Below are 21,996 nucleotides of genomic sequence, written 5' to 3'. Positions count from 1 at the left end.
TGGGACAGTGTAGTGATCGGCGCCCCGCCGACCACCCCAAGCATGACAGTGCCCCCTTGGCCGCGGCGCCGACTCGGGACTCAGGCCAGGCGCTCGATCAGCGCCATCGCGGCGGCGGGCGCGCGCTCCTTGGCGCCGCTGATGAAGAAGACGAAGACGTCGCGTCGCTGCCGGGCCGGCGCGCGATCCGCCTCGACCAGCGGCAGGCGGTCCGGCTGACCGCCCGACTCCCACCGCGAGGCGCAGGCGGCGAGGCTGTCCAGTTCCTCGTCGGTGACGCCTGTCACCAGCTCGGAGCGCGTGCGCATCACGCGGGTGTAGACAAAGTCGGTCGTCAGGTCGGGAATGGCCGGATAGTCGTCGGACTCGGTGAACACGACGCCCGCGCCGTGATCGCGCGCCATCGCGAGGAAAGCCGGATCGCGGAAGCTCTCGTGCCGCACGTCGAGCGCATGCCGCATCGGCACGCCGTCCAGTTGCGACGGCAGCAGCTTCAGGAACGCGCCGAAGTCGGCGGGATCGAAGCGCTTGGTCGGCGCGAACTGCCAGACGATGGGCCCCAGCTTGGGCCCGAGCTCCGAGACGCCGCTGTGCAGGAACAGCCGCACCGAGTCGCCGGCCTCGGCCAGCACGCGCCGGTTGGTGGCGAAGCGGTTGGCCTTCAGCGAGAACACGAAGCCCTCCGGCGCCGTGTCGCGCCACTTGGCGAAGGTGGCCGGCTTCATCGTGCTGTAGTAGGTGCCGTTGACCTCGATGGCGGTCAATTGGCGGCTGGCGTATTCCAGCTCCCGGGCGGCGGGCCAGCCCTTCGGATAGAAGGTTTCGCGCCATGGCTCGAAGTTCCAGCCACCGATGCCCACGCGGATCGCAGTGCTCATGTCGTCGTGTCCTCCAGCAATCGTTCGAGTCGGGTCTGTCCGCGCCGCGTGACGCGCAGCGCGCGGCTGTCCAGGTCGGGGTCCAGCCAGCCCTGCGCCAGCATCGCCTGCAGCCAGGCCGCGCCGATCGCGCCGCCCAGGTGCGGGCGGCGCTCGCTCCAGTCCATGCAGGCGCAGGCCAGCCGGCGACGTCGCGCGGCGGTGGCGGCCGCCACGTCCACGCCGAGCTCCCGCAGCGCGTCCGCGCCCGCGTCGCTCAAGCGGTAGCCGCGCGGCTCGTCGTCGTCCGGAAGTATCCAGGCCCGCCGCAGCGCGTGATCATGCAGCCGCACGCCCCAATGGCCGGCCAGATGGTCGTAGCAGCGGCGCGCCTGGCGCAGCGCCGGCGGCGTGCTCGGCTCGAAGCGCGGCTTCGGCTGCCCGGCCAGCACCAGCATCGCCTCCAGCGCCTGGCCCACCTCGGCGCCGGCCAGCCGGTAATAGCGGTGCTTGCCCTGCGCCATGCACGCGACCAGCCCCTGCGCCAGCAGCTTGGCCAGGTGCGCGCTGGCGGTCGACGCGGCCACGTCGCCGACGGCGGCCAGCTCCGTGGCCGTGCGCGCGTGCCCGTCCATCAGGCAGCACAGCATGCGGGCGCGGACCGGCTCGGCCATGCTGGCGGCGATGTGGGCGAGCGCCTCGTCGGCGGTCGGAACGTCAATCATGCTTCGATGCTAAGCGAAGCGTTCCTGGCGGCGTACCGCGAAGATTCCCGCATCGACCCGCATTCGAGGCTCATTCGATGACTGCCTGCCCGTTCCAAGGCGCCGCCGCCGCGCCGCCCGCCCTTTCCCCGCTGCAGGATCCGGACTTGCGGATGCGCCCGCCCGGCGAGCCGCTTCCGGCCCCGCTTCGCGCGCATGGCGGCGCCCTGGCCGACGTCTTCGCGCGCTGGCTGAGGCAGCGCGACGACGACGCCCACGCGGCCGAGAAGTGCTTCCTCACGCGTGCGCTGCAGGCGCTTTCCGACGACGACATCCGCTCGCACGCGCGCCGGCAAGCCGCCATCGCGTGGGCAGGCGACTGGCCGCACTGGAGCTGGGCGGTGCCGGCGGCGACCGTCGCCAGCCTGCTCGGCCTGCCGATCGACGACCTCGCCGCGCAGCAGCGGCTGCATGCGGCCCTGCGCACGATGGCGGGTGGGCTGAGCGCCGCGGCGGACGGCGATGCGGTGCGGGCGGCCGGCACGGCGGTCGAGCACCTGCTGCAGGCCCTCGACGAGGCTGAACGGCGCTCGCCGGACGCGCCGCTGCAATGGACGCTGCTGCGCCACGCACCACCGGCGCGCTGGTCCGACCGCGCCACCTTCGCGGCCAACCGGCTGGCGCTGATCTGGCAGAGCCATGAGGCCGGCGCTTCGCTGCTCGGCCACGCGCTGCTGGCGATGAAAACCGGCGGCGGCGCGCCGACACGCGAGGCGCTGTGGCACATCGCCCGCGACGGTGGGGCGGTCCGCGACACGCGGCGCTTCGATCGGCGCGAGCCGGTCGGCGCGCCGGTCGTGGTGCCGTTGGCGGGCACCGATCACCCGTTCGGCGACGGCGCGCACCGCTGCCCCGGGCAAGGCCTGACCCTCGCCACCCTGCACGCGGCGCTGGGCTGGCTCGCCCAGCAACCCGGCCTGCGGCTGCCGGACGTGGACACGCCGCTGTCGCTGCCCAACATGGACATCCCGCGGTTCCATCCGGCCCGCGTCATCGACCAGGAGACCCAGCCATGATCGCCGTCATCTTCGAAGTCACGCCCAGCGCCGACGGGCGCGATCGTTATCTGGAACTGGCCGCGGAACTCAAGCCGCTGCTGCAGGAGATCGACGGCTTCCTCAGCATCGAGCGCTTCCAGAGCCTGACCGACCCGACCAAGCTGCTGTCGCTGTCGTTCTGGCGGGACGAGGCAGCGGTGCGCGCCTGGCGCCGCCTGGAGACGCATCGCGAAGCACAGGCCGAGGGCCGCGCCGGCGTCTTCGCCGACTATCGGCTGCGTGTCGCCGCCGTGCTGCGCGACTACGGCATGACGGCGCGCGAGCAGGCGCCGGCAGACAGCCGGGAGCGCCACCACGCGTGATCGCGGAGGATCGCGAGTGATCACGGCGATGGCCGCCGCGGCGCTCGCGGGACCGTTGAAATCCTTCGCGATTCGTTGACGGCGCGCGTGCTACAACGACGGACCCAAGGAGTCCTCAGCATGCGCAGCCCTCGTCTTCTCCGCCTTCGCCGTGTCAGCCGCGCGGCGATCCTGTCCACCGCCGCCGCGCTGGCGCTGGCCGCCTCGGCCGGCATGGCCGCCAGCGCCGAGGAAATCGGCGACGTGAGCACGGTGTTCAAGTTCATCGGCCCGAACCACAAGATCGTCGTCGACGCCTACGACGATCCCGCCGTCAACGGCGTGACCTGCTACGTGTCGCGCGCCAAGACCGGCGGCATCAAGGGCGGACTGGGCCTGGCGGAGGACAAGTCCGAGGCGTCGATCGCCTGCCGCGCCGTCGGCCCCATCAGCTTCCCGAAGCCGCTGCCCCGGCAGGAGGAGGTCTTCTCCGAGCGCGCCTCGCTGGTCTTCAAGCGGCTGCGCGTCGTGCGCATGGTCGACGCCAAGCGCAACACGCTGGTCTACCTGACCTACAGCGACCGCGTCATCGAAGGATCGCCGCAGAACAGCGTGACAGCGGTGCCGGTCGATCGGGCGACGGTCATTCCGGTGAAGTGACGGCCGCGGCCGGCTGAGCCACCGCCACCTCGAACCCCTCGTCCACCCACCCGGTCAGCCCGCCGATCATCAGCTTCACCGGCCGGCCCAGCCGCGCGAGCCGTGCCGCCCCGCGATGCGCGCCGTTGCAGTGCGGCCCGGCGCAGTAGACGACGAACAGCGTGTCCATCGGGTACGCGGCCATCTTGCCCGCGGTGATCTTGGCGTGCGGCAGGCTCGACGCGCCGGGCACGTGGCCGCGCGCGTACAGCTCGTGGCTGCGCACGTCGAGCAGCACGAAGTCCGGCTGTCCGCGCGAGAAGGCGTCGTGGACATCCCAGCAGTCGGTCTCGAAGGCGAAGGCGCCCTCGAAGTGGGCGAGCGCCGCGGCGCTGGGCGCGGCGGGAACGGTGGAGACATGCGAGGCCATCGGCGGTCCTTTCGTTCGGCATGAACGCTGTATCGATGGCGCCAGTGTCGCGACACGGCGCGTCGTCGGCGAGTGGCTGGAATGACGCCGACCGGTAACATCACGCCATGCCACGCCGACCTCAAGCCGCGCCAACGTCAGCGACCCCGGCTTCCGCGGCTTCTGCCGCCTCGGCGCCTCCGCGCGCTGCGCGTGCGTCGCGGCGCCCGCCCGCGTCGGCGCCCTCTCCCGGCACGCCGCACCTCGTCGCGATCCTCGCCTACGACCGGCTGTGCATGTTCGAGTTCGGCTGCGCCGTCGAGCTCTTCGCGCTGGAGCGGCCGGAGCTCGGCATCGCCTGGTACCGCCATGCGGTGTGCGCCGTCGAACCCGGTCCGCTGCGCGGCACCGGTGGCGTGCGCATCGAGGCGCCGCACGGCCTGGCGACGCTGCGGCGCGCGGACACCGTCGTCATCCCCGGCTGGCGCGATGCCGCCGAGCGCCCGCCCGAGGCGCTGCTGCGGGCCGTGCGATCCGCCCACGCCCGGGGTGCCCGGCTGTGCACGATCTGCTCCGGCGTGTTCGTGCTGGCGCATGCGGGGTTGCTCGACGGTCGCCGCGCGACGACGCACTGGCGTTATGCCGAGCGGCTCGCGCGCGAGTTCCCCAGGATCGATGTCGACCCGTCGGCGCTCTATGTCGACGAGGGCCGACTCGTCACCTCCGCCGGGTCGGCCGCCGGGTTGGACATGCTGATGCACCTGGTCCGCCGCGATCACGGACCGCGCGTGGCCAACGCGGTGGCGCAGCGGCTGGTGATGTCGCCGCATCGCGAGGGCGGTCAGGCGCAGTTCGTGCCCAGGCCGATGCCGTCGGACGAGGCCAGCCCCATCGCCGTGTTGCAGGATTGGCTGCGCGCGCATCCGCGCGAGGCGCACACCGTCGAGTCCATGGCCCGCCGCATCGCGATGAGCGCGCGCACGCTGCAGCGCCGCTTCAAGGACAGCACCGGCCTGGCGCCGCTCGAATGGCTGACGCGCGAGCGCGTCGGCATCGCGAAGGAGTTGCTGGAAACACGGGCGGCGCTGGATATCGAGGCCATCGCCGACCTTGCCGGGTTGGGCTCGCCGGAATCGATGCGGCGGCACTTCCGACGGATGGGGCTGCCGGCGCCGTCGAGGTATCGGCGTCAATTCGGATAGGGGTCGGGCGGCATCCATGCGGCCCGGTCGGTCGCGGCGTGGCGTGGCGTGGCGTGGCGTGGCGTGGCGCCTCGGCGATGTCGATGTCGATGTCGATGTCGATGTCGATGTCGATGTCGATGGTGTCAGCGTTGGCGAAAGACGAGGCTCGCCGCGCCCGGCATGTCGATGAAGCGGCCCGAGAAGCGAGGCAGCCCGGTGCCATCGCAGGCGTCATCCAACTCGAACACGCAGATCTGGTGGCTGCGCTGCAGGCAGACCCAGAGTTCACGACCATCCGGACTGAACGTCGCACTGCGCGGATAACTGCCCTGCGCCCACACCTCGCCGGTCCAGGCGGGGCGGCCTTGCGCGTCGAGATCGAAGACCGCGATCCCGTCATGCAGCCGGTTGAGCGCGAACAGCCGCCGGCCGTCCGGCGCGGCCAGCAGGTCCGAGGCATGGCTGAGGCCCTCGAAGCCGGCGGGCAGGCTGCTCAGCCGGGCGCGAGGCGTCAGCCGACCGTGCGCGTCCAGGCCCAGCCAGTCAAGCGCGTTCGCCTGCTCGTTCAGCAGATAGAGCTGGCCATCGTCGCGCGGGTGAAAAACGAAGTGCCGCGGGCCGCTGCCTGACGGCAGGGCGAGACCGTCGAGCTCCACCGGGCGCGGGCCTGCGTCCATGCGCCATGCGCGGAGCAGGTCCTGTCCCAGGTCGCTCGCCAGCATCAGCGGCCAGCGCGGATGGCGGCGGACCATGTGGGCATGCGGCTCACCCCCGGCGCGCGGCGTGAGCGTCATGTCAGGCGCGCCGAGCGCGCCGTCCGCGCCCACCGGGGCCCGGCGCAGCGTGCCGTCGCCGTAATGCGCGATCCAGGCATGGGCGCCGTCGAGCTGGAGGTGCACCGGCAGCACCCCGCCCGTCGGATGGCGGGCGATCAAGGTCAGCGCGCCATCGGCCGCGGCCACGTCGAAGCTGACCAGCTCATGCGACTCCTCCAGCAGCGCATGCAGGCGCCGGCCGTCATCGGCGAGGTGGAGCCAGGTCGGGCTGCCGGCCAGCTCGGCGGCGAGCACCGCCCGCACGCGGCCGTCCCCGTCTCGATGGAGCGCATGGATGCCGGCGCATCGCGGCGCATAACCGCCGGCGAAGGCGAAGGGCGGCGCGGCGGCTCTCGCGGCTCCGACGGTCCCGAACGCGCCGCTCGTCGCGGTGGGGACCGGTCCCGGTTCGAGGACGGATGGCGTGGCGGGCGTGGCGGAGGTGAAGGGACTCATCGGCGGCTACTTTACGGGTCCCCCTCGCAAGCCCCAAGCCGGGGTGCCCCGGACACGGCCACAATGCCCGATCAAGCCTTGCCCACGCCGGCCTCGCCGCCGGCCCGCACGTATGCGCTTCGATGTCCCGACGCTGTTCAGCCTGATGTTGATCCAGTCCCTGTCGCTGGCGGTGCTGCTGCCGTTGCTGCTGGGGTGGTGCGACAGCCTCGCCGCGCGCCGCGCGCAGCTCAGCGCCTTCGCGCAGGCCGCCGGCTGGGCGCTGCTGCTGTTGCCGCCGGACGGCACGCGGCCGACGTCGATCCTGGCGCTGGGCCTGCTCAGCGTCAGCGTGTCGCTGCTGTGGATGGCGGCGGACCAATGGCTGCCGGGCCGCACCGGGCGGTGGATCCAGCGCGCCATGCCGGTGCTGGTGATGGTCGGCTACGGGGCGGGCTGGGACAACTACGCGCTGCGGCTGGCCTGGTCCAACGGCTGCATCGGGCTGCAGATGCTGGCGCTGTGCGTCAGCCTGATGCAGCCGGTCAAGCGCGGCCCCGTGGGCAACCTGCGCTGGCGGCTGCTGCTCTCGGCCAGCATGGGCCTGCTGGCGCTGCTGAACCTGGCCCGCGCCTACCTGGCCGGCTTCGACACCGCGCACCTGCCCAGCTTCGACGCCGATCACCCGCTCAACATGGGCTTCGCGGTGATGGCCAACATCTGCGTGCTGGCCGCGGCGATCGCGATCCTGGTCGCCTGGCGCGGCGAGAGCGAGGCCGAGTTGCGCCGCCTCTCGCAGGTCGACGCCGCCACGGGGCTCTCGAACCGGCGCGCGTTCCAGCAACGCTCGGTGGACATGATCTCGATGGCGCGGCGCTACAACGAGCCGCTGATGCTGCTGGTCATGGACCTGGACGGCTGCAAGGCGATCAACGCCACGCACGGCGAGGCCAAGGGTGATCAGGCGATCGCGCTGTTCGCCCGCTGCCTGGACGAGCAGAAGCGGCTGGGCGACGTCGTCGCCCGCATCGACGGCCAGCGCTTCGCGGTGCTGATGGCGCGGTCGGACCTGGTCGGACCGCCGGCGCTGGACCGCCGCCAGCGCGACGCGCTGCTGGAGCAGGCGCCGCGCGAGCTCGGCTTCACGCTGGGTTACTCCGCCGGCTGGGCCAAGCTGCGCGGCGGCGATCGCAACATCGACGACCTGCTGCGCCGTGCCGAGGCGGCGTTGTATGCCGCCAAGGGCCAGGGCAAGGGGCGCCTGTGCGCCGAACCGGGGCTGGAGGCTGAGCTCAGCGTCGCGGTCCCGGCCTGACGCCACCCGCTCGCGCCCGCCGCCAGGGGTCGTGCCGCCGGGCGTGCGTCGGCCCAATCGTGACGTGGATCACGCAGGTCCGCTTCGCCGCCACCGCGATCGCGCGGCAATCGCCCAATCGCGAGCGGGGGCCCGTGGGCTGGCACGACGTTTGCGTCAGGGTTTTCCAGGTCCCGACCTTCGCAGATCCAAAAGATCGACCACCGGGACAGTCGTACCCGAGACCTGGAGTTCACCGCCCATGTATGTCGCCCTCAGCCCCACCGCCGTCCATGCCCGCGCCCCGCGAGCCCTCAATGCGCTGGCCGCCGACGCGGCCGCGTCCCCTTCCCTGCAACGCGCCTCGATCGAGGTCGTCAAGCTGAGCTCCCGCGATCTGCAGTGGCTGCCGGCCCTGACGGACCTGTTGATCGACAACGTGCACCACGGCGCGACGCTGGGCTTCCTGGCGCCGATGTCGCGCTATCAGGCGCTGGACTACTGGCACGGCGTCTTCGCCCGGCTGGGGCAGCACCACGCGCTGTGGATCGCCTGCGAGGCCGAGGGACCCGGCCGGCTGCTGGGCGCGGTCCAGATGTCGCTGTGCCCGCTGGCCAACGCGCACCATCGTGGGGAGGTCCAACGGCTGATGGTGCACAGCCAGGAGCGCAGCCGCGGCGTCGCCGGCCAGCTGATGAGCCGCCTGGAGTGCGCCGCCGCCACGCAGGGCCGCTACCTGCTGCAGTTGGAGACCTGCGCCGACTCGCAGGCCGAGGCGGTCTTCGCGCACCTGGGCTGGCAACGCGCCGGCCAGATCCCCGACCACTGCCACGGCGCCGAAGGCCAGTTGCAGGCCGCCGCGATGTACTACAAGCGCCTGCCGCATCTGGTCTGATGCGGGCATGACCACGCCCCTCCTGGACCTCATCGAATTGCGCGGCGCCGACCGCGACTGGATGCCCGCCCTCGGCGAGCTGTTCTTCGACACCATCGACGGCGGTGGCTCGCTTGGCTTCCTGGAGGACGTCGACGAGGCGCAGATGCGCGAGTACTGGGAAGGCGTCTTCGATCAGCTCGGTCCGCGCCAGCGCCTCTGGATCGCCCGCGAGGGCGACCGCGTGCTCGGCACGGTGCAGCTCTCGATCTGTGGCAAGCCCAACGGGCGGCATCGCGCCGAGGTGCAGAAGCTGATGGTCCATCGCGACGCGCGGCGGCGCGGTGTGGCGGTCCGGTTGATGGCGGCGCTGGAGCAGGCCGCGCGCCAGGAGCGTCTCACGCTGCTGGTGCTGGACACCGAGGCGCAGTCGGGCGCCGAGGCGTTCTACCAGTCTCTGGGCTGGCAGCGCACCGGCGAGATCCCATGCTTCGCCACCAGCCCGAATGGCGAGTTGCGCGCGACGGCCCTGTACTGGAAACGCCTGGCCCCGGACGCCACGGCTTGATCGCGAGACGGCGCGACGCGCGCGCCGGGACGGCTCAGCGCGCCAGGCGCAGCAGCTTGCCGCCGTCGGTGACCATCAGCAGCGAGCCGTCGCGCGCCTGGATGACGTCGCGGAAGCGCTCGCCCAGGTCGCCGAACATCTTCTCCTTGCCGGTCACGGTGTCGCCGTCCAGCGCGATGCGCCACAGCGCCGTGCCCGCCAGCGAGCCGGAGATCAGTTGACCGCGCCACTCCGGGAACATGTCGCCGGTGTAGAAGGTCAGCCCGGCGGGGGCGATGGAGATCGGCGTCCAGGTCGTCAGCGGCTCCACGTAGGTCGGCGCGTGGGTGCCGCCGCCGATGCGGCAGGCGTCGTCGACCGGCGAGCCGTAGGGGCAGCCGTAGCTCTTCACCGGCCAGCCGTAGTTCTGGCCGGCGCGGGCGATGTTGACCTCGTCGCCGCCTTGCGGGCCGTGCTCGGTGATCCAGAGCTCGCCGGTGCGGGGATTCAGCGCCGCGCCCTGGATGTTGCGGTGGCCGTAGCTCCAGATGCCCGGCCTGGCCGGCGAGGCGAACGTCGGATTGCCGGCTGGGATGCTGCCGTCGCGATTGACGCGGATCACCTTGCCCAGCGTCTGCTGCAGGTCCTGAGACGGCGCGCCCTTCATGCGCTCCCCGGTGGTGATGTAGAGCGTCTTGTCGCGCGCGAAGACCAGCCGGGAGCCGTAGTGCCCGGGGCTGTCGACCTTCGGCGACTGGCGGAAGATCACCTGCACGTCGGTCAGCGCGTCGCCGGCGAGGCGTCCCCGCGCGACGGACGTGCCGGCCAGGCCGGTCTCGCCGCCGGTGCCGGGCTCCGAGTAGGAGACGTAGACCCAGTTGCCGCCGGCGGTCGCGAAGTCGGGATCGATCGCGATGCCGAGCAGGCCGCCCTGGCCGCTGTCGAGCACCTTGGGCACGCCCGTGACGGTCGCCTGCGTCTTGCCGGTGGCGGACAGGCGCACCACCGTGCCGCCCTTCTGCGTGACCAGCAATTGCCCGTCAGGCAGTTGCGCAATGCCCCAGGGGCGGTCCAGGCCCGTGTTCAGCGTCTGCATCGTCGGGGCCGCCGCGCCACCGCCGGGCTGCGTGGGCAGGGCCGTGTCGTCGCCACCGCCCCCACCGCCGCCGCCGCCGCAGGCGGTCGCCGCCACCGCGACCGCCAACGTCGAGATCCATTCCGCCACGCTCATGTCCGTTCTCCTTGAAGTTGTGTCGACCCTGTCGATCCGGCGAGTCTAGGCGCCGCTCGCGCCGGCTCCGCGAGCGGCGACGAGCGACCGCGCCTGTCGGCCGGCGGTGGCCGGCGCTGGCGGTCGGTGCGTCGGCGCCATGGGCGGTCATCGATGCCCCTCGCTTGTGCATGCCGGGCGCTTCCTCTACGCTGGCTGCAATTCCGGCTCCTGACCACGTCCAACTCTTGCCTGAGAGGATCGAGCCATGTGCCCCAGCCCCACCCCCGACCTGGAAGGCGCCCCCGCCGGCAGCCCAGGCATCGCCGCGTTGCCTCGGCATCCCGGCATCGCGGCGATCCGTACCCTGGCACTGACCGGCCCGGCCGGCGCCGGCAAGACCGCGCTGGCCGAGGCGCTGCTGCTGAAAGCGGGCGCGATCAAGAGCGCCGGCAGCGTCGAGAAAGGCAATACCGTCAGCGACCACGACCCGCTGGAGCGGCGGATGCAGCATTCCCTGCAGACCTCGTTGATGCACATCGCGCACGATGGGCTGCGGATCCACCTGCTGGACACGCCCGGCGCGCCCGATTTCATCGGCCAGGCGCTGCCGGTGCTGGAGGCGGTCGAGACCGTCGCCGTCGTCATCAACGCGCAGACCGGCCTGGAGCTGATGGCGCAGCGGATGATGGACGCCGCCGCCGGGCGCGACCTGACGCGGCTGATCATCGTCAACAAGATCGACGCGCCCGGCGTCGACGCGCAGGCGTTGCTGGGGCAACTGCAGACCGCCTTCGGCCGCGAATGCCTGCCGCTGAACCTGCCCGCCGCGCGTGGCGCCCGGGTGCAGGACTGCTTCTTCGGCTGCAGCGGCGAGAGCGACTTCGGCTCGGTCGAGGCCGCGCACCGCGCGCTGGTGGAGCAGGTGGTGGAGGTCGATCCGGACTTCGTCGACCGCTATCTCAACGACGGCGACGTGCCCGCCACCGAGCTGCACGCACCGCTGGAGCAGGCCTTTCGCGAAGGCCACCTGATCCCCGTCTGCTTCGTGTCGGCGCGCACCGGCGCCGGGGTGGCCGAACTGCTGGACATCATCGAGAAGCTGCTGCCCAACCCCTACGAGGCCAACCCGCCGCAGTTCCTGCGCCGCGAGGGCGACGAGGCCGAGCCGCTGTTCATCGAGATGGACCCCACGCGGCATGTCGTCGCGCATGTCTTCAAGGTCCAGTCCGATCCTTACCTGGGCAAGCTGGCGATGCTGCGTGTCCACCAGGGCACGCTGAGGAAGAACGCGCAGTTGTTCGTCGGACATGCGCGCAAGCCGGTGCGGGTCGCGCATCTGTTCATGCTGCAGGGCAAGGAGCACATCGAGATCGAGCAGGCGCTGCCCGGCGACCTGTGCGCGCTGGCCAAGCTGGAGGAGATCCATTACGACGCGGTGCTGCACGATGCACAGGAGGACGAGCACCTGCATCTGGCGCCGGTGTCGCTGCCAACGCCGGTGCACGGCATCGCCATCCAGCCCAGCCGGCATGGCGACGAGCAGCGGCTGTGGGAGGTGCTGACGCGGCTGGTGGAAGAAGACCCCTGCCTGCGCCTGGAGCGCGGCGGCGATCAGGAGGGGCTGGGCCCGCAAGGCGGCGAGACGCTGGTCCACGGCCTGGGCGAGCTGCACCTGCGCGTGCTGCTCGACCGGCTGAAGGAGGTCTACAAATTCGACGTCCAGACCCAGCCGCCGAAGATCGCCTACCGGGAGACCATCTCCGCGAAGGCCGAGGGGCACAGTCGCCACAAGAAGCAGACCGGCGGCGCCGGCCAGTTCGGCGAGGTCTGGCTGTGGGTCGAGCCGCTGGAGCGCGGCGCCGGCTTCGAGTTCCGCGACGCCGTCAAGGGAGGCACGGTGCCGGGCCAGTTCATGCCGGCCGTCGAGAAGGGCGTCCGGCAGGCGCTGGAGCGCGGCGTCGTGGCCGGTTATCCGGTCGTGGACCTGCGGGTGACGGTCTTCGACGGCAAGCACCACTCGGTGGACTCCAAGGAGGTCGCCTTCATCGCCGCCGGCCGCAAGGCGGTCATCGCCGCCGTGCGCGAGGCCCGGCCCATCGTGCTGGAGCCGATCGTGGAGATCGAGATCAACGCGCCCGAGGCGTCCACCGGCGACGTCACCGGCGACCTGGCGGCGCGGCGCGGTCAGGTGCTGGGGACGCGAAGCATCGTGCCGGGGCAGATCAGCGTCGAGGGGCTGGCACCGCTGGCGGAGCTGAGCGCCTATCAGAACCGCCTCAACGCGATGACCAGCGGGCAGGGTCGCTACTCGATGGTGCTGTCCCATTACGAGGCGGTGCCGCCCAACACGCAGGCGCAGCTTTCGGCCGGCTATCACCTGAAAGACGACGAGTAGCGGCCGGCGTGGGCCGCCCGACGCCGGCAGCGACGGCGACATGGCACCGGCCCTTCCCGCAACGGCGCCGGCACGAAGCCGGGCCGCCGGGCGGGCGCTGGTGAACGAAGCTTTATCATTGGGGGATGTGCTCCGCCTCCCGCGATGTCGCGCAGATCCGCCTGGACAACGCGATGCGCCTGTTCGACGAGTTTGTCGCCGCGACGATCAAGAACCCCGACGTCGCTGCCCTGCGCGGCCTGGAACGGCGCTTCGCCGAGCGTCTGCAGATCCAGCCCAGCTACTGGAGCCAGATCAAGAGCCGGTCCCGCCAGATCGGTGAGCGGCTGGCCCGCCAGTTCGAACAGCTCAGCCACAAGCCCAACGGCTGGATGGATGTGGAGCACGGCGCGACCAGCCTCCAGGGCAACGGACCTTTATCAGGCCGCGCCTCGCCGGCCGGCGCGCCGGGCGCGCCCGAGCCTTCCCCCAGCCTGCCGCAGGACGACGACGAGCGCTTCATCGTCGGCCTGGTCCTGACCTACTACCGGCGCCATCCGCAACGGGCACGTACCCGTCTGCTGGACCTGCTGGGCGAAGTGCTGACGCCCTCCACCGCCGCTGTTGCTCCGGCGCCGGCCCCGAAGCCCGCCGCATCGCCGACCACGCAGGTCGACGAATGGCGCAAGCTGCAGCAAAGCATCGCGCCGCTGAAGCCGAAGAAGCGCTGATCGCGCGTGAGCGCGCTGGCAGCGCGGGCCATTCGCCCCCGCCCCGTTCCACATCGATGCCCCTGACCGGCAGGCGCCGCGGCCTGTCGCCGGGTGATCGCGCCTGCGCCATCCGCGTCCCGTCGGCTGGGGACAACGTCAGATAAAAAGCACTTGCGCAAGATAATCGAATGTTTATCATCTGCGCAACTTTTGAGCCCCCGCCGTGGTGGACAGCCTCTTGCAGCTGACCGCTCCGAGCCCGCGGCGCTCCGCTCCGACCCTTCCCATCCGTCACCACAAGGAGGCTGCCATGGCCCAGTTCATCACACCCCGTCCGCGCCAGACCCTGACGCTGCGCAAGCCGCGCAATCCCTTCGTGGCAGCCAGCCACGGCCGTTCAGCGGGCCGCCACGGCCCGACCGCGGGCGCACGCCGCCAGCAGGAACACCAGGCGCTGAAGCGCGAGCTCCAGCGACACGACGACTTCAGCCCTTGAAGGGCGAGCCTCCGACGGACCGGGACGTCTTCCCGGCCCGGCGAAGGCCGTCCAGGGAGACAAGCAATGCAAGAAATCATCTTGATGCCGGGCCGCATGCATGGCCTGGCCCGCCAGCAAAGCCTCAGGGGCTGGTTGGCGATCATGCTGCTGGGCGCCGGCGGGCGCCTGATCAGCTGGGCGTGGCGGGTCGCGCCCGCGGCGCGGCAGGGATCGGACTCGCATGAGTTCGAGTTCAGCCCCGCGGCGGACGCCGAAGGCGGCCGGATCTACGCGGACGGTCAACTGCTGGGCACCCTCGCGGGTGTGCAACGGCTGTGATCGCGGTCTGGTTCGCGGTCGCCTTGGCCGCGGTGGGGATCAAGCTGGCGGACGGCGCGCCGATATACGATGAACGACCACCGTGTATCGCCGCCACCGCGGCGACCTCGCTTCATGACCATGAGCGTTCCGCCCGCTGCTTCTGCGCCCTCCGCGAGCGGCGCGCCGTTCCAGCCGCTGACACGGCCCTTGCCGGACCTGTCGGCCTGGACGGCGCACTTCCGCGACCTGGAGCTTCCGGTGCTGGCCAGCACGGCCGAGCAACTGGAGCTTTGGCGTGCGAATGAGGACGCGGTCGACGCGCGCCTGCTCGGCGACATCCTGAACAAGGATCCGCTGATGACGCTCAAGCTGCTGGCGTATGCCACGTCGCAGCGCTCCAGCCGGCTGCTGACCGACACCGAGACGGTCACGGCCGCGTTGGTGCTGATGGGCATCACTCCCTTCTTCCGGGCCTTCGGCGAGCAGCCGACGGTCGAGCAGCGGCTGGCCGCGCGTCCCGACGCGCTTGCCGGCCTGCAGCGCGTGCTGCACCGCGCCGAGCGGGCGGCACGCTTCGCGCTGGGTTTCGCCGCGCATCGTGCCGACCCCGACGCCGAGGTCATCCACGGCGCGGCGCTGCTGCACGATTTCTCCGAGATGCTGCTGTGGTGCGAGGCGCCGGACCTGGCGCTGGAGATCCAGCGCCGCCAGACGGCCGACTCGACGCTGCGCAGCGTGGCGGCGCAACGCGCGGTGCTCAACATCGAGCTGGGCGATCTGGAGCAGGCGTTGATGCGCGCGTGGCATCTGCCGGAGCTGCTGGCCCACATCGTCGACGACAAGAAGGGCCTCGATCCACAGGTCCGCTGCGTGACGCTGGCGGTGCGCCTCGCGCGGCACACCGCGCAAAGCTGGGAGAACCCCGCCGTGCCCGACGACCTGATCGAGATCGGCGAGCTGATGAGCCTCTCCCCCGCTCACACGCTGAAGCTGGTGCACGAGGTCGACGGCGTCATCTGAGGTCTTGCGCGGCGCCAGCGCCACTCGCGGTAGGCTGCGGTTTTCGAGCAGCGCATCAGACGCGAGGAGACAAGCCATGGCGGGACCTGACCGCGAGTTCTGGCAACAGCGTTTCGAGACCGGGCAGACCGCCTGGGACCGTGGCGGACCGCATCCCCAACTGAGCGCCTGGCTGGACGCGGGCCTGCTGCGCCCGGGCGAACGCATCGCGGTACCCGGCTGCGGACGTGGACACGAGCTCGCGGTGCTGGCTCGCGCGGGGCTGGAGGTGACCGGCCTGGACTACACGCCCGCGGCCGTCGACATCGCCCGCGCCAAGCTGGCCCAGGAGCGGTTGCCGGGGCGTGTCGAGCAGGCCGACGTGCTGGCCTGGCGGCCCGACCATGCGCTGGACGTCGTCTACGAGCAGACCTGCCTCTGCGCGTTGCACCCCGACCACTGGACCACCTACGCCGAGCAGCTGCAGCGCTGGTTGAAGCCGGGTGGGCGCTTGCTGGCGCTGTTCATGCAGGCTCGCCGCGAGGAATCCGAGCACGGCCAGGTCATCGGCCCGCCGTACCACTGCGACATCAACGCGATGCGCGCACTGTTCCCTCAAGCCCTCTGGAAGTGGCCCGCGCCCCCCTACGCCCAGCAGGCGCACGAACGCGGCTGGTTCGAACTCGCGCTGGTCCTCGAACGCCGCTAGACACGCGCACCCGCCACCCCAACCTTCCCCAAAGAACCGTGGAGAACCTCGGTCCGCGGCCGTGGGGGACCTCGGTGATGGGGGACGGGGGAGCACGGGGTTTCAGTGAAGGCCGGCCCCGTGCTTCCGCGGCCAACGCGCCGCATGTGGCACGTCCCGCGTCGCGGGCAGGCGGGCTGGTGGGCAGCCCCGCCACCGCGCGTCACCTCACACCGGCAACGCCGTCGTATCTTTCAGCCGGTCCAGCACGAAACTCGTCTTGCAGTCCTGCACGCTCGGATGCCTGAGCAGCGTGTCGCTGATGAAGCGCGCATAGTGGCTCATGTCCCGGACCAGTACCCGCAGCAGGTAGTCCATCTCCCCGGTCAGCGCGGCGCACTCGATCACCTCGGGCCAAGTCAGCACCGCCGCGCGGAACAGGTCCATCGGCGTGCGCTTGTGGCTGTCGGTGTGTTTCTCCAGCCTGACGTTGATGTAGGCCGTCAGCCCGAGTCCGACCCGTTCCGGATTGACCAGGGCGACGTAGGCGGTGATGACGCCGTCCTCCTCCAATCGGCGCACCCGTCGCAGCACGGCCGACGAGGACAGGTTCACCTGCGCCGCCAGCGCGTCGTAGGTCATCCGGCCATCGGCCTGGAGGGCGTGGAGGATGCGTCTGTCGATCGCATCAAGCTCGATCTGCTTGTCCATCCCTGGATTCTTGCAGGATTCTTGCGCCACCCCTCGTTGTCGCGCCTTGTATCGCAGGAATCCTGCGGACCCTTCCCCCTACAGTGGCGGAAGCAATCGCTGATCAAACCCCCTTGACCGGGGTACCGGAGACAAGACATGGCATTCACTCCTTGGGACAACCCCATGGGCACCGACGGCTTCGAATTCATCGAGTTCGCCGCCCCCGATCCTGCCGCGCTGGGCGCGCTGTTCACCTCGATGGGCTTCGTCGCCGTCGCCCGCCATCGCCACAAGAACGTGACGCTGTATCGCCAGGGCGATGTGAACTTCATCATCAACGCCGAGCAGGATGCCTTCGCGCAGCGCTTCGCGCGCCTGCATGGACCGTCGATCTGCGCGATCGCGTTCCGGGTCAAGGATGCCGCCTTCGCCTATCAGCGCGCGCTGGAGCTGGGCGCCTGGGGCTTCGACAACAAGGCCGGTCCGATGGAGCTGAACATCCCGGCGATCAAGGGCATCGGCGACTCGCTGATCTACTTCGTCGACCGCTGGCAAGGCAAGAACGGCGCGGCCGCCGGCGAGATCGGCAACATCAGCATCTACGACGTGGACTTCGTCCCGCTGCTGGATGCCGACGGCAAGCCGGTCGAGTCGAAGCCGGTCGGCCATGGCCTGACCTACATCGATCACCTGACCCACAACGTGTTCCGCGGCCGGATGAAGGAATGGGCGGAGTTCTACGAGCGCCTGTTCAACTTCCGCGAGGTCCGTTACTTCGACATCGAGGGCAAGCTCACCGGCCTGAAGTCCAAGGCCATGACCAGCCCCTGCGGCAAGATCCGCATCCCGATCAACGAGAGCAGCGACGACAAGAGCCAGATCGCCGAGTACCTGGACCTGTACCACGGCGAGGGCATCCAGCACGTGGCGCTGGGCACCGACGACATCTACAAGAGCGTCGAAGGCATGCGGGATACCGGCGTGTCCTTCCAGGACACCATCGACACCTATTACGACCTGGTGAGCAAGCGCCTGCCCGAGCACAACGAGAGCCTGGACGAGCTGCGCCGGCTGCGCATCCTGATCGACGGCGCCGCGCACCAGGGCGCGCCGCACGAGCTGCTGCTGCAGATCTTCACCAAGGAAGTGATCGGGCCGATCTTCTTCGAGATCATCCAGCGCAAGGGCAACGAAGGCTTCGGCGAGGGCAACTTCAAGGCGCTGTTCGAGAGCATCGAGCTCGATCAGATCCGCCGCGGCGTGCTGAAGGCTGACGCCTGATCGCCCACTGATCGACAGCTGACGGTCGCACCACCGCCGAGCAAGGCGGTCACCCGCAAGAGGGGCCTGAAACGCGAGTTCCAGGCCCTTTTCGCTTTCAGGCGGCGCGGGACAGGGCAGGCTCTTCGAGCAACGTCAGCGCGCGCTCGAACGCCTGGGGCTCGAAGACCAGCTGCAGGTGTCCCCGCGCGCGCAGGTGCAGCACGCGGGCACCGGGCAGCACGGCGGTCTCGGCCGGAAAGACGATCTGGTCGCAATGCCCGTAGAGGCAGTCGAAGTGGTCGGCCCACCGCCCCGCTTCGTCACGGGCCAGTTGGTTCAACCATTCACCGTCGCCCCGCATCTGCTTGGCGTTCTCGGTTGTCCCCAGTCGGGCCAGCAAGGTGCCATGGTGCGGCGTGCCCAGCGTCAGGATGCGATGAACGCGGTCCTGCGGGTGTCCCACGCTGCGCCACCAGGCCCGCGCACTCAGGCCGCCCATGCTGTGCGCGACGATCAGCGGCGGCAGACCGGTATGGTCCTGCAGCGTGCGCATCGCGCGATCGACGACCGGCGCGTACCGATCGATGGAGCCGAAGGCGGGCTCCTGCGTCACCGCGATGAACGGAATGCCACGCCGGCGAAGCTCCCGCATCCAGCCGTTCCACAACCCGCGATTGCAGCTGTAGCCATGCAGCAGCACGACGCCGCGACGCCCCCGCGCCTGCTCGGGCGGGGGGAGGTAGTCAGGCTCCTGATGCTCGGCCCACGGTTGCTGCCAACTGAAGACCCTCGTCACCACGACGACCTCGCGCCACCAGGCCTGCAGCAGATCCCCCATCGGAGCGACCGGCAACCCGGGAGCGGGGGGAATGAAGCGCAGGATCAGAAAACCCGGCAGCATCGCCAGCGCCGGCCCCACCACGAAAAGCAGGAGCACGCCGACGAAGCCCCACGGCCCCCAATGCCACCCGGCCAGCACCGCGAGCAGCGGGCCGGCGATCCAACGAAACAGCGAGCTGAGGCGCTGCAACCTGCCGTTCATCAAGGCTCCCGATCAGACAATCGCGCGAGTGTAGGGGCCTGCGCGAAGGACTCGCCCTGCCAGGGGCGCGCATCGGTTGGCCCGCGCCTGGTCTTCGGAAAATGCTTCGCGGGTCGACTCGACGAGCAACGGTCGCCCTCGTTGTCCCGGACGCGACGAGGCGGCCTAGGGCAACTCCCCTACGCCAGGCAAGCGGCTCCGGCCAGCATCGAAGGCTCCAGCGGCGCGACGCCCCTTCCCCATCAAGAACGAGACGAGGAGACATGACCACCTACGCCGACAAACCTTGGTTGAAGAGCTATCCGCCGGGCGTCCCCGCCGAGATTTCGGTTGATGTCTATCCCTCGCTGGTGGCCCTGTTGGAGGAGGCCTTCCGCAAGCATGCGCGGCGCGATGCCGCGGTCTGCATGGATCAGCGGCTCACCTTCGGCCAGGTCGATGAGTTGTCATCGGCACTTGGCGCCTGGTTGCAGCAGCGAGGACTGGCACGCGGCGCCCGCGTGGCGATCATGATGCCCAACGTCCTGCAGTACATGGTGACGATCGCGGCCATCCTGCGCGCCGGTTATGTCGTCGTGAACGTGAACCCGCTGTACACGCCACGCGAGCTCGAGCACCAGTTGAAGGACTCTGGCGCCGAGGTCATCATCGTCCTGGAGAACTTCGCGAAGACTTTGTCGGAGGTCATCGAGCGGACGCAGGTCAGGCACGTGGTGCTGACCTCACTGGGCGACATGCTGGGATGGTGGCGCGGCCCGCTGATCAACTTCGCGGTCCGGCATCTGAAGAAGATGGTGCCGGAGTTCCGCCTCCCCTTGACCGACGGCCGCACGGTCACGCGTTTCAACCAGGCGCTGTCCGAAGGCGCGCGGATGTCGTTGAAGCCGGTCCAGCTCGGCGCCGATGATCCGGCTTTCCTGCAGTACACCGGTGGCACGACCGGCCTGTCCAAGGGCGCGACGCTGCTGCATCGCAATGTCATCGCCAACATTCTGCAAAGCGAAGCGTGGTTCGCGCCGATGCTGCAGAAGATCGGCGACAAGCCGCTCACCATCGTCTGCGCATTGCCGCTGTATCACATCTTCGCCCTGACGGCCTGCTACATGCTCGGCGCCCGGATGGGGATGATGAACCTGCTGATTCCGAATCCGCGGGATATCCCCGGCCTCATCGCGACGCTGCGCAATTACCGCGTCAACATGTTCCCGGCAGTGAACACGCTGTTCAATGCACTGGCCAACGATCCTGGTTTCGCGAAGCTGGATTTCAGCGAACTCGTCATTTCGAACGGCGGCGGCATGGCCGTGCAGCAAGCGACAGCCGAGAAGTGGTCGCGCATCACGGGCTGTCCGGTGGTCGAGGGATATGGGCTCTCCGAGACGTCACCGGTCGCGACGATCAACCGCCTGGACCTCGACAAGTTCAATGGATCGATCGGCCTGCCAGTGCCCAACACCGAGCTCGCCATTCGCGACGATGCAGGGAACGACGTGCCCCTGGGCGAGCGCGGCGAGATCTGCATCCGCGGCCCGCAAGTCATGGCCGGCTATTGGAATCGTCCAGAGGACACCGCCGAATCGATCGGTCCGGACGGCTTCTTCAAGACTGGTGATATCGGAGTGATGGATGCCGACGGCTTCACGCGCATCGTCGATCGCAAGAAGGACATGATCCTGGTCAGCGGTTTCAACGTCTATCCGACGGAGATCGAGCAAGTCGTGAACATGCATCCCGGCGTCCTGGAATGCGCCGCTGTCGGCGTGCCTGATCCGCATTCAGGCGAGGCCGTGAAGCTCTTCGTCATCAAGAGGGATCCAGCATTGGCGGAGGAAGACCTCAGCAGCTTCTGCCATTCCCAGCTGACGGGCTATAAGCGGCCGAAGTACATCGAGTTCCGGGATGAACTGCCGAAGACGAATGTCGGCAAGATTCTGCGTCGCGAGCTTCGGCAATAGCGGATACGAATGCGGCCCACCCGATGAGCGACTCGCTGCTGCCAGCCGGCGTCACGGTGCTGGAGCGCGGGTGGCTGTCGTCCAACAACATCCTGCTGCATGGGACGTCGGCGGATGAAGGGGCCGTGCTTATCGACAGCGGATACGCGAGTCACGCTCAACAGACGTTGGCGCTGATTGGTGATGCCCTACACGAGGGCGAATCTCTTCGCCTCATCGCCAATACGCACCTTCACTCCGACCATTGCGGTGGGAATGCGGCCTTGGTCGCGCGGCATGGGTGCCCGATCGTGATTCCTCCAGGGGACTTCGAGGCAGTGCAGGCGTGGGACGAGAGGCGCCTGAGCTATCGGGCAACGGGGCAGCGTTGTGAGCGCTTCAGCGCCGCCGGCAAGCTGCTGCCAGGGGATCGGCTTCGGCAAGGACGGTTGATCTGGGAGGTTCACGCGGCGCCGGGCCATGACCCACATTCGGTCATCCTCTTTGAACGATCCCTTCGAACGCTCATTTCCGCCGACGCGCTGTGGGAGCGCGGCTTCGGGATCGTGTTTCCTGAGCTCGACGGGGATTCGGCATTCGATGAGGTGGAGGACACCCTGAACATCATCGAAGCACTTCGTCCGGAGGTCGTGATACCGGGGCATGGCGCAGTGTTCATCGATGTCCCCGGTGCACTCTCGACCGCTCGTCAAAAGCTGGCTTACTTCCGTAAGGAGCCGGCCCGGCATGCACTGCATGCCGTGAAGGCGCTGATCGTCTTCCACATGCTGGAGGTTCAAGAGAGTCGACTCCAGGCGCTGATCGACTGGCTGACTCAGACGCCAGTATTGCTCGACATTTGGCAGCGGTTCTATTCAGCTGAGCCACTTCAAATATGGGCTGAGCGCGTGATCGGTGACCTCGTTCGAAATAAAGCGCTGAATGCAAGCTCGGCGGGAGCCGACGCGGTAATCAGTATTCGCTGAATATCGAGGCCCCAGAATTCAGCCCCGAAAAGGCGAAACCCCTCGATCATTGCTGACCGAGGGGTTTGGCGGGAAATTAGCCTGACGATGACCTACTTTCACACGGGAGTCCGCACTATCATCGGCGCTGAGTCG

General features: G+C 69.5%; 22 protein-coding genes and 1 pseudogene. 16 read left to right on the top strand and 7 right to left on the bottom strand.

From position 1 onward, the window contains the following. Window positions 1-80: 80 nt before the first annotated feature. Both CDN99_RS19035 and CDN99_RS19030 read right to left on the bottom strand, forming a co-directional pair. The gene (locus tag CDN99_RS19035; protein ID WP_088386478.1) at window positions 81-878 is read right to left on the bottom strand and encodes a DUF72 domain-containing protein; all 798 of its coding nucleotides are present in this window, start codon (window positions 876-878) and stop codon (window positions 81-83) included. Beyond that, the gene (locus CDN99_RS19030; protein WP_088386675.1) at window positions 875-1,579 is read right to left on the bottom strand and encodes an ArsR/SmtB family transcription factor; all 705 of its coding nucleotides are present in this window, start codon (window positions 1,577-1,579) and stop codon (window positions 875-877) included. The genes CDN99_RS19035 and CDN99_RS19030 overlap by 4 nt, the downstream gene beginning before the upstream one ends. 80 nt (window positions 1,580-1,659) lie before the next feature. Between CDN99_RS19030 and CDN99_RS19025 the strand changes: the two genes are divergently transcribed. The 3 genes from CDN99_RS19025 (at window position 1,660) to CDN99_RS19015 (ending at window position 3,620) form a co-directional block, all read left to right on the top strand. Then, window positions 1,660-2,637 carry a hypothetical protein gene (locus CDN99_RS19025; RefSeq protein WP_088386477.1) on the top strand — a complete coding sequence of 326 codons (978 nt, stop codon included), beginning with the start codon at window positions 1,660-1,662 and terminating at the stop codon, window positions 2,635-2,637. Then, window positions 2,634-2,981: an antibiotic biosynthesis monooxygenase family protein gene (locus tag CDN99_RS19020; RefSeq protein WP_088386476.1), complete on the top strand. Its 348-nt coding sequence runs from the start codon at window positions 2,634-2,636 to the stop codon at window positions 2,979-2,981. Before CDN99_RS19025 ends, CDN99_RS19020 begins: the two co-directional genes overlap by 4 nt. A gap of 120 nt (window positions 2,982-3,101) precedes the next feature. Beyond that, a complete protein-coding gene (locus tag CDN99_RS19015; RefSeq protein WP_088386475.1) occupies window positions 3,102-3,620 on the top strand; it encodes a CreA family protein in 519 nt (172 codons plus the stop codon). On the opposite strand, the gene CDN99_RS19010 is transcribed toward CDN99_RS19015, so the two are convergent. Continuing rightward, window positions 3,604-4,029, bottom strand: a complete 426-nt coding sequence (locus CDN99_RS19010) for a rhodanese-like domain-containing protein (RefSeq protein ID WP_088386474.1) — start codon at window positions 4,027-4,029, stop codon at window positions 3,604-3,606. The two genes, CDN99_RS19015 and CDN99_RS19010, sit on opposite strands and share 17 nt — an antisense overlap. 236 nt (window positions 4,030-4,265) lie before the next feature. Here CDN99_RS19010 and ftrA point away from each other — a divergent pair. Continuing rightward, window positions 4,266-5,210: pseudogene (gene ftrA / locus CDN99_RS19005) on the top strand (transcriptional regulator FtrA); the annotation flags it as partial. A 125-nt stretch (window positions 5,211-5,335) separates the two neighbouring features. On the opposite strand, the gene CDN99_RS19000 reads toward ftrA, so the two are convergent. Continuing rightward, window positions 5,336-6,463 carry a lactonase family protein gene (locus tag CDN99_RS19000; RefSeq protein ID WP_088386472.1) on the bottom strand — a complete coding sequence of 376 codons (1,128 nt, stop codon included), beginning with the start codon at window positions 6,461-6,463 and terminating at the stop codon, window positions 5,336-5,338. A 112-nt stretch (window positions 6,464-6,575) separates the two neighbouring features. Here CDN99_RS19000 and CDN99_RS18995 point away from each other — a divergent pair, with 112 nt between their 5' ends. From CDN99_RS18995 to CDN99_RS18985, 3 genes are all read left to right on the top strand, one after another. Then, window positions 6,576-7,757 carry a sensor domain-containing diguanylate cyclase gene (locus CDN99_RS18995; RefSeq protein WP_088386471.1) on the top strand — a complete coding sequence of 394 codons (1,182 nt, stop codon included), beginning with the start codon at window positions 6,576-6,578 and terminating at the stop codon, window positions 7,755-7,757. 241 nt (window positions 7,758-7,998) lie between these two features. Continuing rightward, window positions 7,999-8,631: a GNAT family N-acetyltransferase gene (locus CDN99_RS18990; RefSeq protein ID WP_158218888.1), complete on the top strand. Its 633-nt coding sequence runs from the start codon at window positions 7,999-8,001 to the stop codon at window positions 8,629-8,631. Window positions 8,632-8,638: 7 nt separating this feature from the next. Next, the gene (locus CDN99_RS18985) at window positions 8,639-9,178 is read left to right on the top strand and encodes a GNAT family N-acetyltransferase (protein ID WP_088386469.1); all 540 of its coding nucleotides are present in this window, start codon (window positions 8,639-8,641) and stop codon (window positions 9,176-9,178) included. 34 nt (window positions 9,179-9,212) lie between these two features. On the opposite strand, the gene CDN99_RS18980 is transcribed toward CDN99_RS18985, so the two are convergent. Then, entirely contained in the window at window positions 9,213-10,388 is a 1,176-nt protein-coding gene (locus CDN99_RS18980; RefSeq protein ID WP_088386468.1) for a PQQ-dependent sugar dehydrogenase, read from the bottom strand. 247 nt (window positions 10,389-10,635) lie between these two features. Here CDN99_RS18980 and fusA point away from each other — a divergent pair, with 247 nt between their 5' ends. From fusA to CDN99_RS18950, 6 genes are all read left to right on the top strand, one after another. Beyond that, window positions 10,636-12,765: an elongation factor G gene (fusA, locus tag CDN99_RS18975; protein WP_088386467.1), complete on the top strand. Its 2,130-nt coding sequence runs from the start codon at window positions 10,636-10,638 to the stop codon at window positions 12,763-12,765. A 125-nt stretch (window positions 12,766-12,890) separates the two neighbouring features. Next, a complete protein-coding gene (locus CDN99_RS18970) occupies window positions 12,891-13,475 on the top strand; it encodes a hypothetical protein (protein WP_088386466.1) in 585 nt (194 codons plus the stop codon). 292 nt (window positions 13,476-13,767) lie between these two features. Further along, window positions 13,768-13,953: a hypothetical protein gene (locus CDN99_RS18965; protein ID WP_088386465.1), complete on the top strand. Its 186-nt coding sequence runs from the start codon at window positions 13,768-13,770 to the stop codon at window positions 13,951-13,953. A gap of 66 nt (window positions 13,954-14,019) precedes the next feature. After that, window positions 14,020-14,274: a hypothetical protein gene (locus tag CDN99_RS18960; protein ID WP_088386464.1), complete on the top strand. Its 255-nt coding sequence runs from the start codon at window positions 14,020-14,022 to the stop codon at window positions 14,272-14,274. A 120-nt stretch (window positions 14,275-14,394) separates the two neighbouring features. Beyond that, window positions 14,395-15,276: an HDOD domain-containing protein gene (locus tag CDN99_RS18955; RefSeq protein WP_088386463.1), complete on the top strand. Its 882-nt coding sequence runs from the start codon at window positions 14,395-14,397 to the stop codon at window positions 15,274-15,276. Window positions 15,277-15,352: 76 nt separating this feature from the next. Continuing rightward, window positions 15,353-15,964, top strand: coding sequence for a methyltransferase domain-containing protein (locus CDN99_RS18950; RefSeq protein ID WP_088386462.1), 612 nt, complete (start codon window positions 15,353-15,355; stop codon window positions 15,962-15,964). A gap of 207 nt (window positions 15,965-16,171) precedes the next feature. On the opposite strand, the gene CDN99_RS18945 is transcribed toward CDN99_RS18950, so the two are convergent. Then, complete coding sequence (locus CDN99_RS18945; RefSeq protein ID WP_088386461.1) at window positions 16,172-16,654, bottom strand: Lrp/AsnC family transcriptional regulator; 483 nt, start codon at window positions 16,652-16,654, stop codon at window positions 16,172-16,174. Window positions 16,655-16,792: 138 nt separating this feature from the next. Here CDN99_RS18945 and hppD point away from each other — a divergent pair, with 138 nt between their 5' ends. Next, window positions 16,793-17,917 carry a 4-hydroxyphenylpyruvate dioxygenase gene (gene hppD, locus CDN99_RS18940; protein ID WP_088386460.1) on the top strand — a complete coding sequence of 375 codons (1,125 nt, stop codon included), beginning with the start codon at window positions 16,793-16,795 and terminating at the stop codon, window positions 17,915-17,917. A 97-nt stretch (window positions 17,918-18,014) separates the two neighbouring features. Here the strand turns inward: hppD and CDN99_RS18935 are convergent, their stop codons facing one another. Beyond that, window positions 18,015-18,941: an esterase/lipase family protein gene (locus CDN99_RS18935; protein ID WP_141100867.1), complete on the bottom strand. Its 927-nt coding sequence runs from the start codon at window positions 18,939-18,941 to the stop codon at window positions 18,015-18,017. A gap of 263 nt (window positions 18,942-19,204) precedes the next feature. Between CDN99_RS18935 and CDN99_RS18930 the strand changes: the two genes are divergently transcribed. Both CDN99_RS18930 and CDN99_RS18925 read left to right on the top strand, forming a co-directional pair. Continuing rightward, complete coding sequence (locus tag CDN99_RS18930) at window positions 19,205-20,896, top strand: long-chain-fatty-acid--CoA ligase (RefSeq protein ID WP_088386458.1); 1,692 nt, start codon at window positions 19,205-19,207, stop codon at window positions 20,894-20,896. A gap of 23 nt (window positions 20,897-20,919) precedes the next feature. After that, a complete protein-coding gene (locus CDN99_RS18925; protein ID WP_088386457.1) occupies window positions 20,920-21,861 on the top strand; it encodes an MBL fold metallo-hydrolase in 942 nt (313 codons plus the stop codon). Window positions 21,862-21,996 lie beyond the last annotated feature (135 nt).

Source organism: Roseateles aquatilis (assembly GCF_002205645.1).
Classification (GTDB): Bacteria; Pseudomonadota; Gammaproteobacteria; order Burkholderiales; family Burkholderiaceae_C; genus Roseateles; species Roseateles aquatilis.
This window is presented reverse-complemented; position numbering and strand designations above follow the sequence as displayed.

Excerpts from the sequence above, each read along its gene's own strand:
- CDN99_RS19035 (WP_088386478.1), bottom strand. The coding sequence starts at position 878 with ATGAGCACTGCGATCCGCGTGGGCATCGGTGGCTGGAACTTCGAGCCA.
- CDN99_RS19025 (WP_088386477.1), top strand. The coding sequence starts at position 1,660 with ATGACTGCCTGCCCGTTCCAAGGCGCCGCCGCCGCGCCGCCCGCCCTT.
- CDN99_RS19020 (WP_088386476.1), top strand. The coding sequence starts at position 2,634 with ATGATCGCCGTCATCTTCGAAGTCACGCCCAGCGCCGACGGGCGCGAT.
- CDN99_RS19015 (WP_088386475.1), top strand. The coding sequence starts at position 3,102 with ATGCGCAGCCCTCGTCTTCTCCGCCTTCGCCGTGTCAGCCGCGCGGCG.
- CDN99_RS19010 (WP_088386474.1), bottom strand. The coding sequence starts at position 4,029 with ATGGCCTCGCATGTCTCCACCGTTCCCGCCGCGCCCAGCGCCGCGGCG.
- CDN99_RS19000 (WP_088386472.1), bottom strand. The coding sequence starts at position 6,463 with ATGAGTCCCTTCACCTCCGCCACGCCCGCCACGCCATCCGTCCTCGAA.
- CDN99_RS18995 (WP_088386471.1), top strand. The coding sequence starts at position 6,576 with ATGCGCTTCGATGTCCCGACGCTGTTCAGCCTGATGTTGATCCAGTCC.
- CDN99_RS18990 (WP_158218888.1), top strand. The coding sequence starts at position 7,999 with ATGTATGTCGCCCTCAGCCCCACCGCCGTCCATGCCCGCGCCCCGCGA.
- CDN99_RS18985 (WP_088386469.1), top strand. The coding sequence starts at position 8,639 with ATGACCACGCCCCTCCTGGACCTCATCGAATTGCGCGGCGCCGACCGC.
- CDN99_RS18980 (WP_088386468.1), bottom strand. The coding sequence starts at position 10,388 with ATGAGCGTGGCGGAATGGATCTCGACGTTGGCGGTCGCGGTGGCGGCG.
- fusA (WP_088386467.1), top strand. The coding sequence starts at position 10,636 with ATGTGCCCCAGCCCCACCCCCGACCTGGAAGGCGCCCCCGCCGGCAGC.
- CDN99_RS18970 (WP_088386466.1), top strand. The coding sequence starts at position 12,891 with ATGTGCTCCGCCTCCCGCGATGTCGCGCAGATCCGCCTGGACAACGCG.
- CDN99_RS18965 (WP_088386465.1), top strand. The coding sequence starts at position 13,768 with ATGGCCCAGTTCATCACACCCCGTCCGCGCCAGACCCTGACGCTGCGC.
- CDN99_RS18960 (WP_088386464.1), top strand. The coding sequence starts at position 14,020 with ATGCAAGAAATCATCTTGATGCCGGGCCGCATGCATGGCCTGGCCCGC.
- CDN99_RS18955 (WP_088386463.1), top strand. The coding sequence starts at position 14,395 with ATGAGCGTTCCGCCCGCTGCTTCTGCGCCCTCCGCGAGCGGCGCGCCG.
- CDN99_RS18950 (WP_088386462.1), top strand. The coding sequence starts at position 15,353 with ATGGCGGGACCTGACCGCGAGTTCTGGCAACAGCGTTTCGAGACCGGG.
- CDN99_RS18945 (WP_088386461.1), bottom strand. The coding sequence starts at position 16,654 with ATGGACAAGCAGATCGAGCTTGATGCGATCGACAGACGCATCCTCCAC.
- hppD (WP_088386460.1), top strand. The coding sequence starts at position 16,793 with ATGGCATTCACTCCTTGGGACAACCCCATGGGCACCGACGGCTTCGAA.
- CDN99_RS18935 (WP_141100867.1), bottom strand. The coding sequence starts at position 18,941 with ATGAACGGCAGGTTGCAGCGCCTCAGCTCGCTGTTTCGTTGGATCGCC.
- CDN99_RS18930 (WP_088386458.1), top strand. The coding sequence starts at position 19,205 with ATGACCACCTACGCCGACAAACCTTGGTTGAAGAGCTATCCGCCGGGC.
- CDN99_RS18925 (WP_088386457.1), top strand. The coding sequence starts at position 20,920 with ATGAGCGACTCGCTGCTGCCAGCCGGCGTCACGGTGCTGGAGCGCGGG.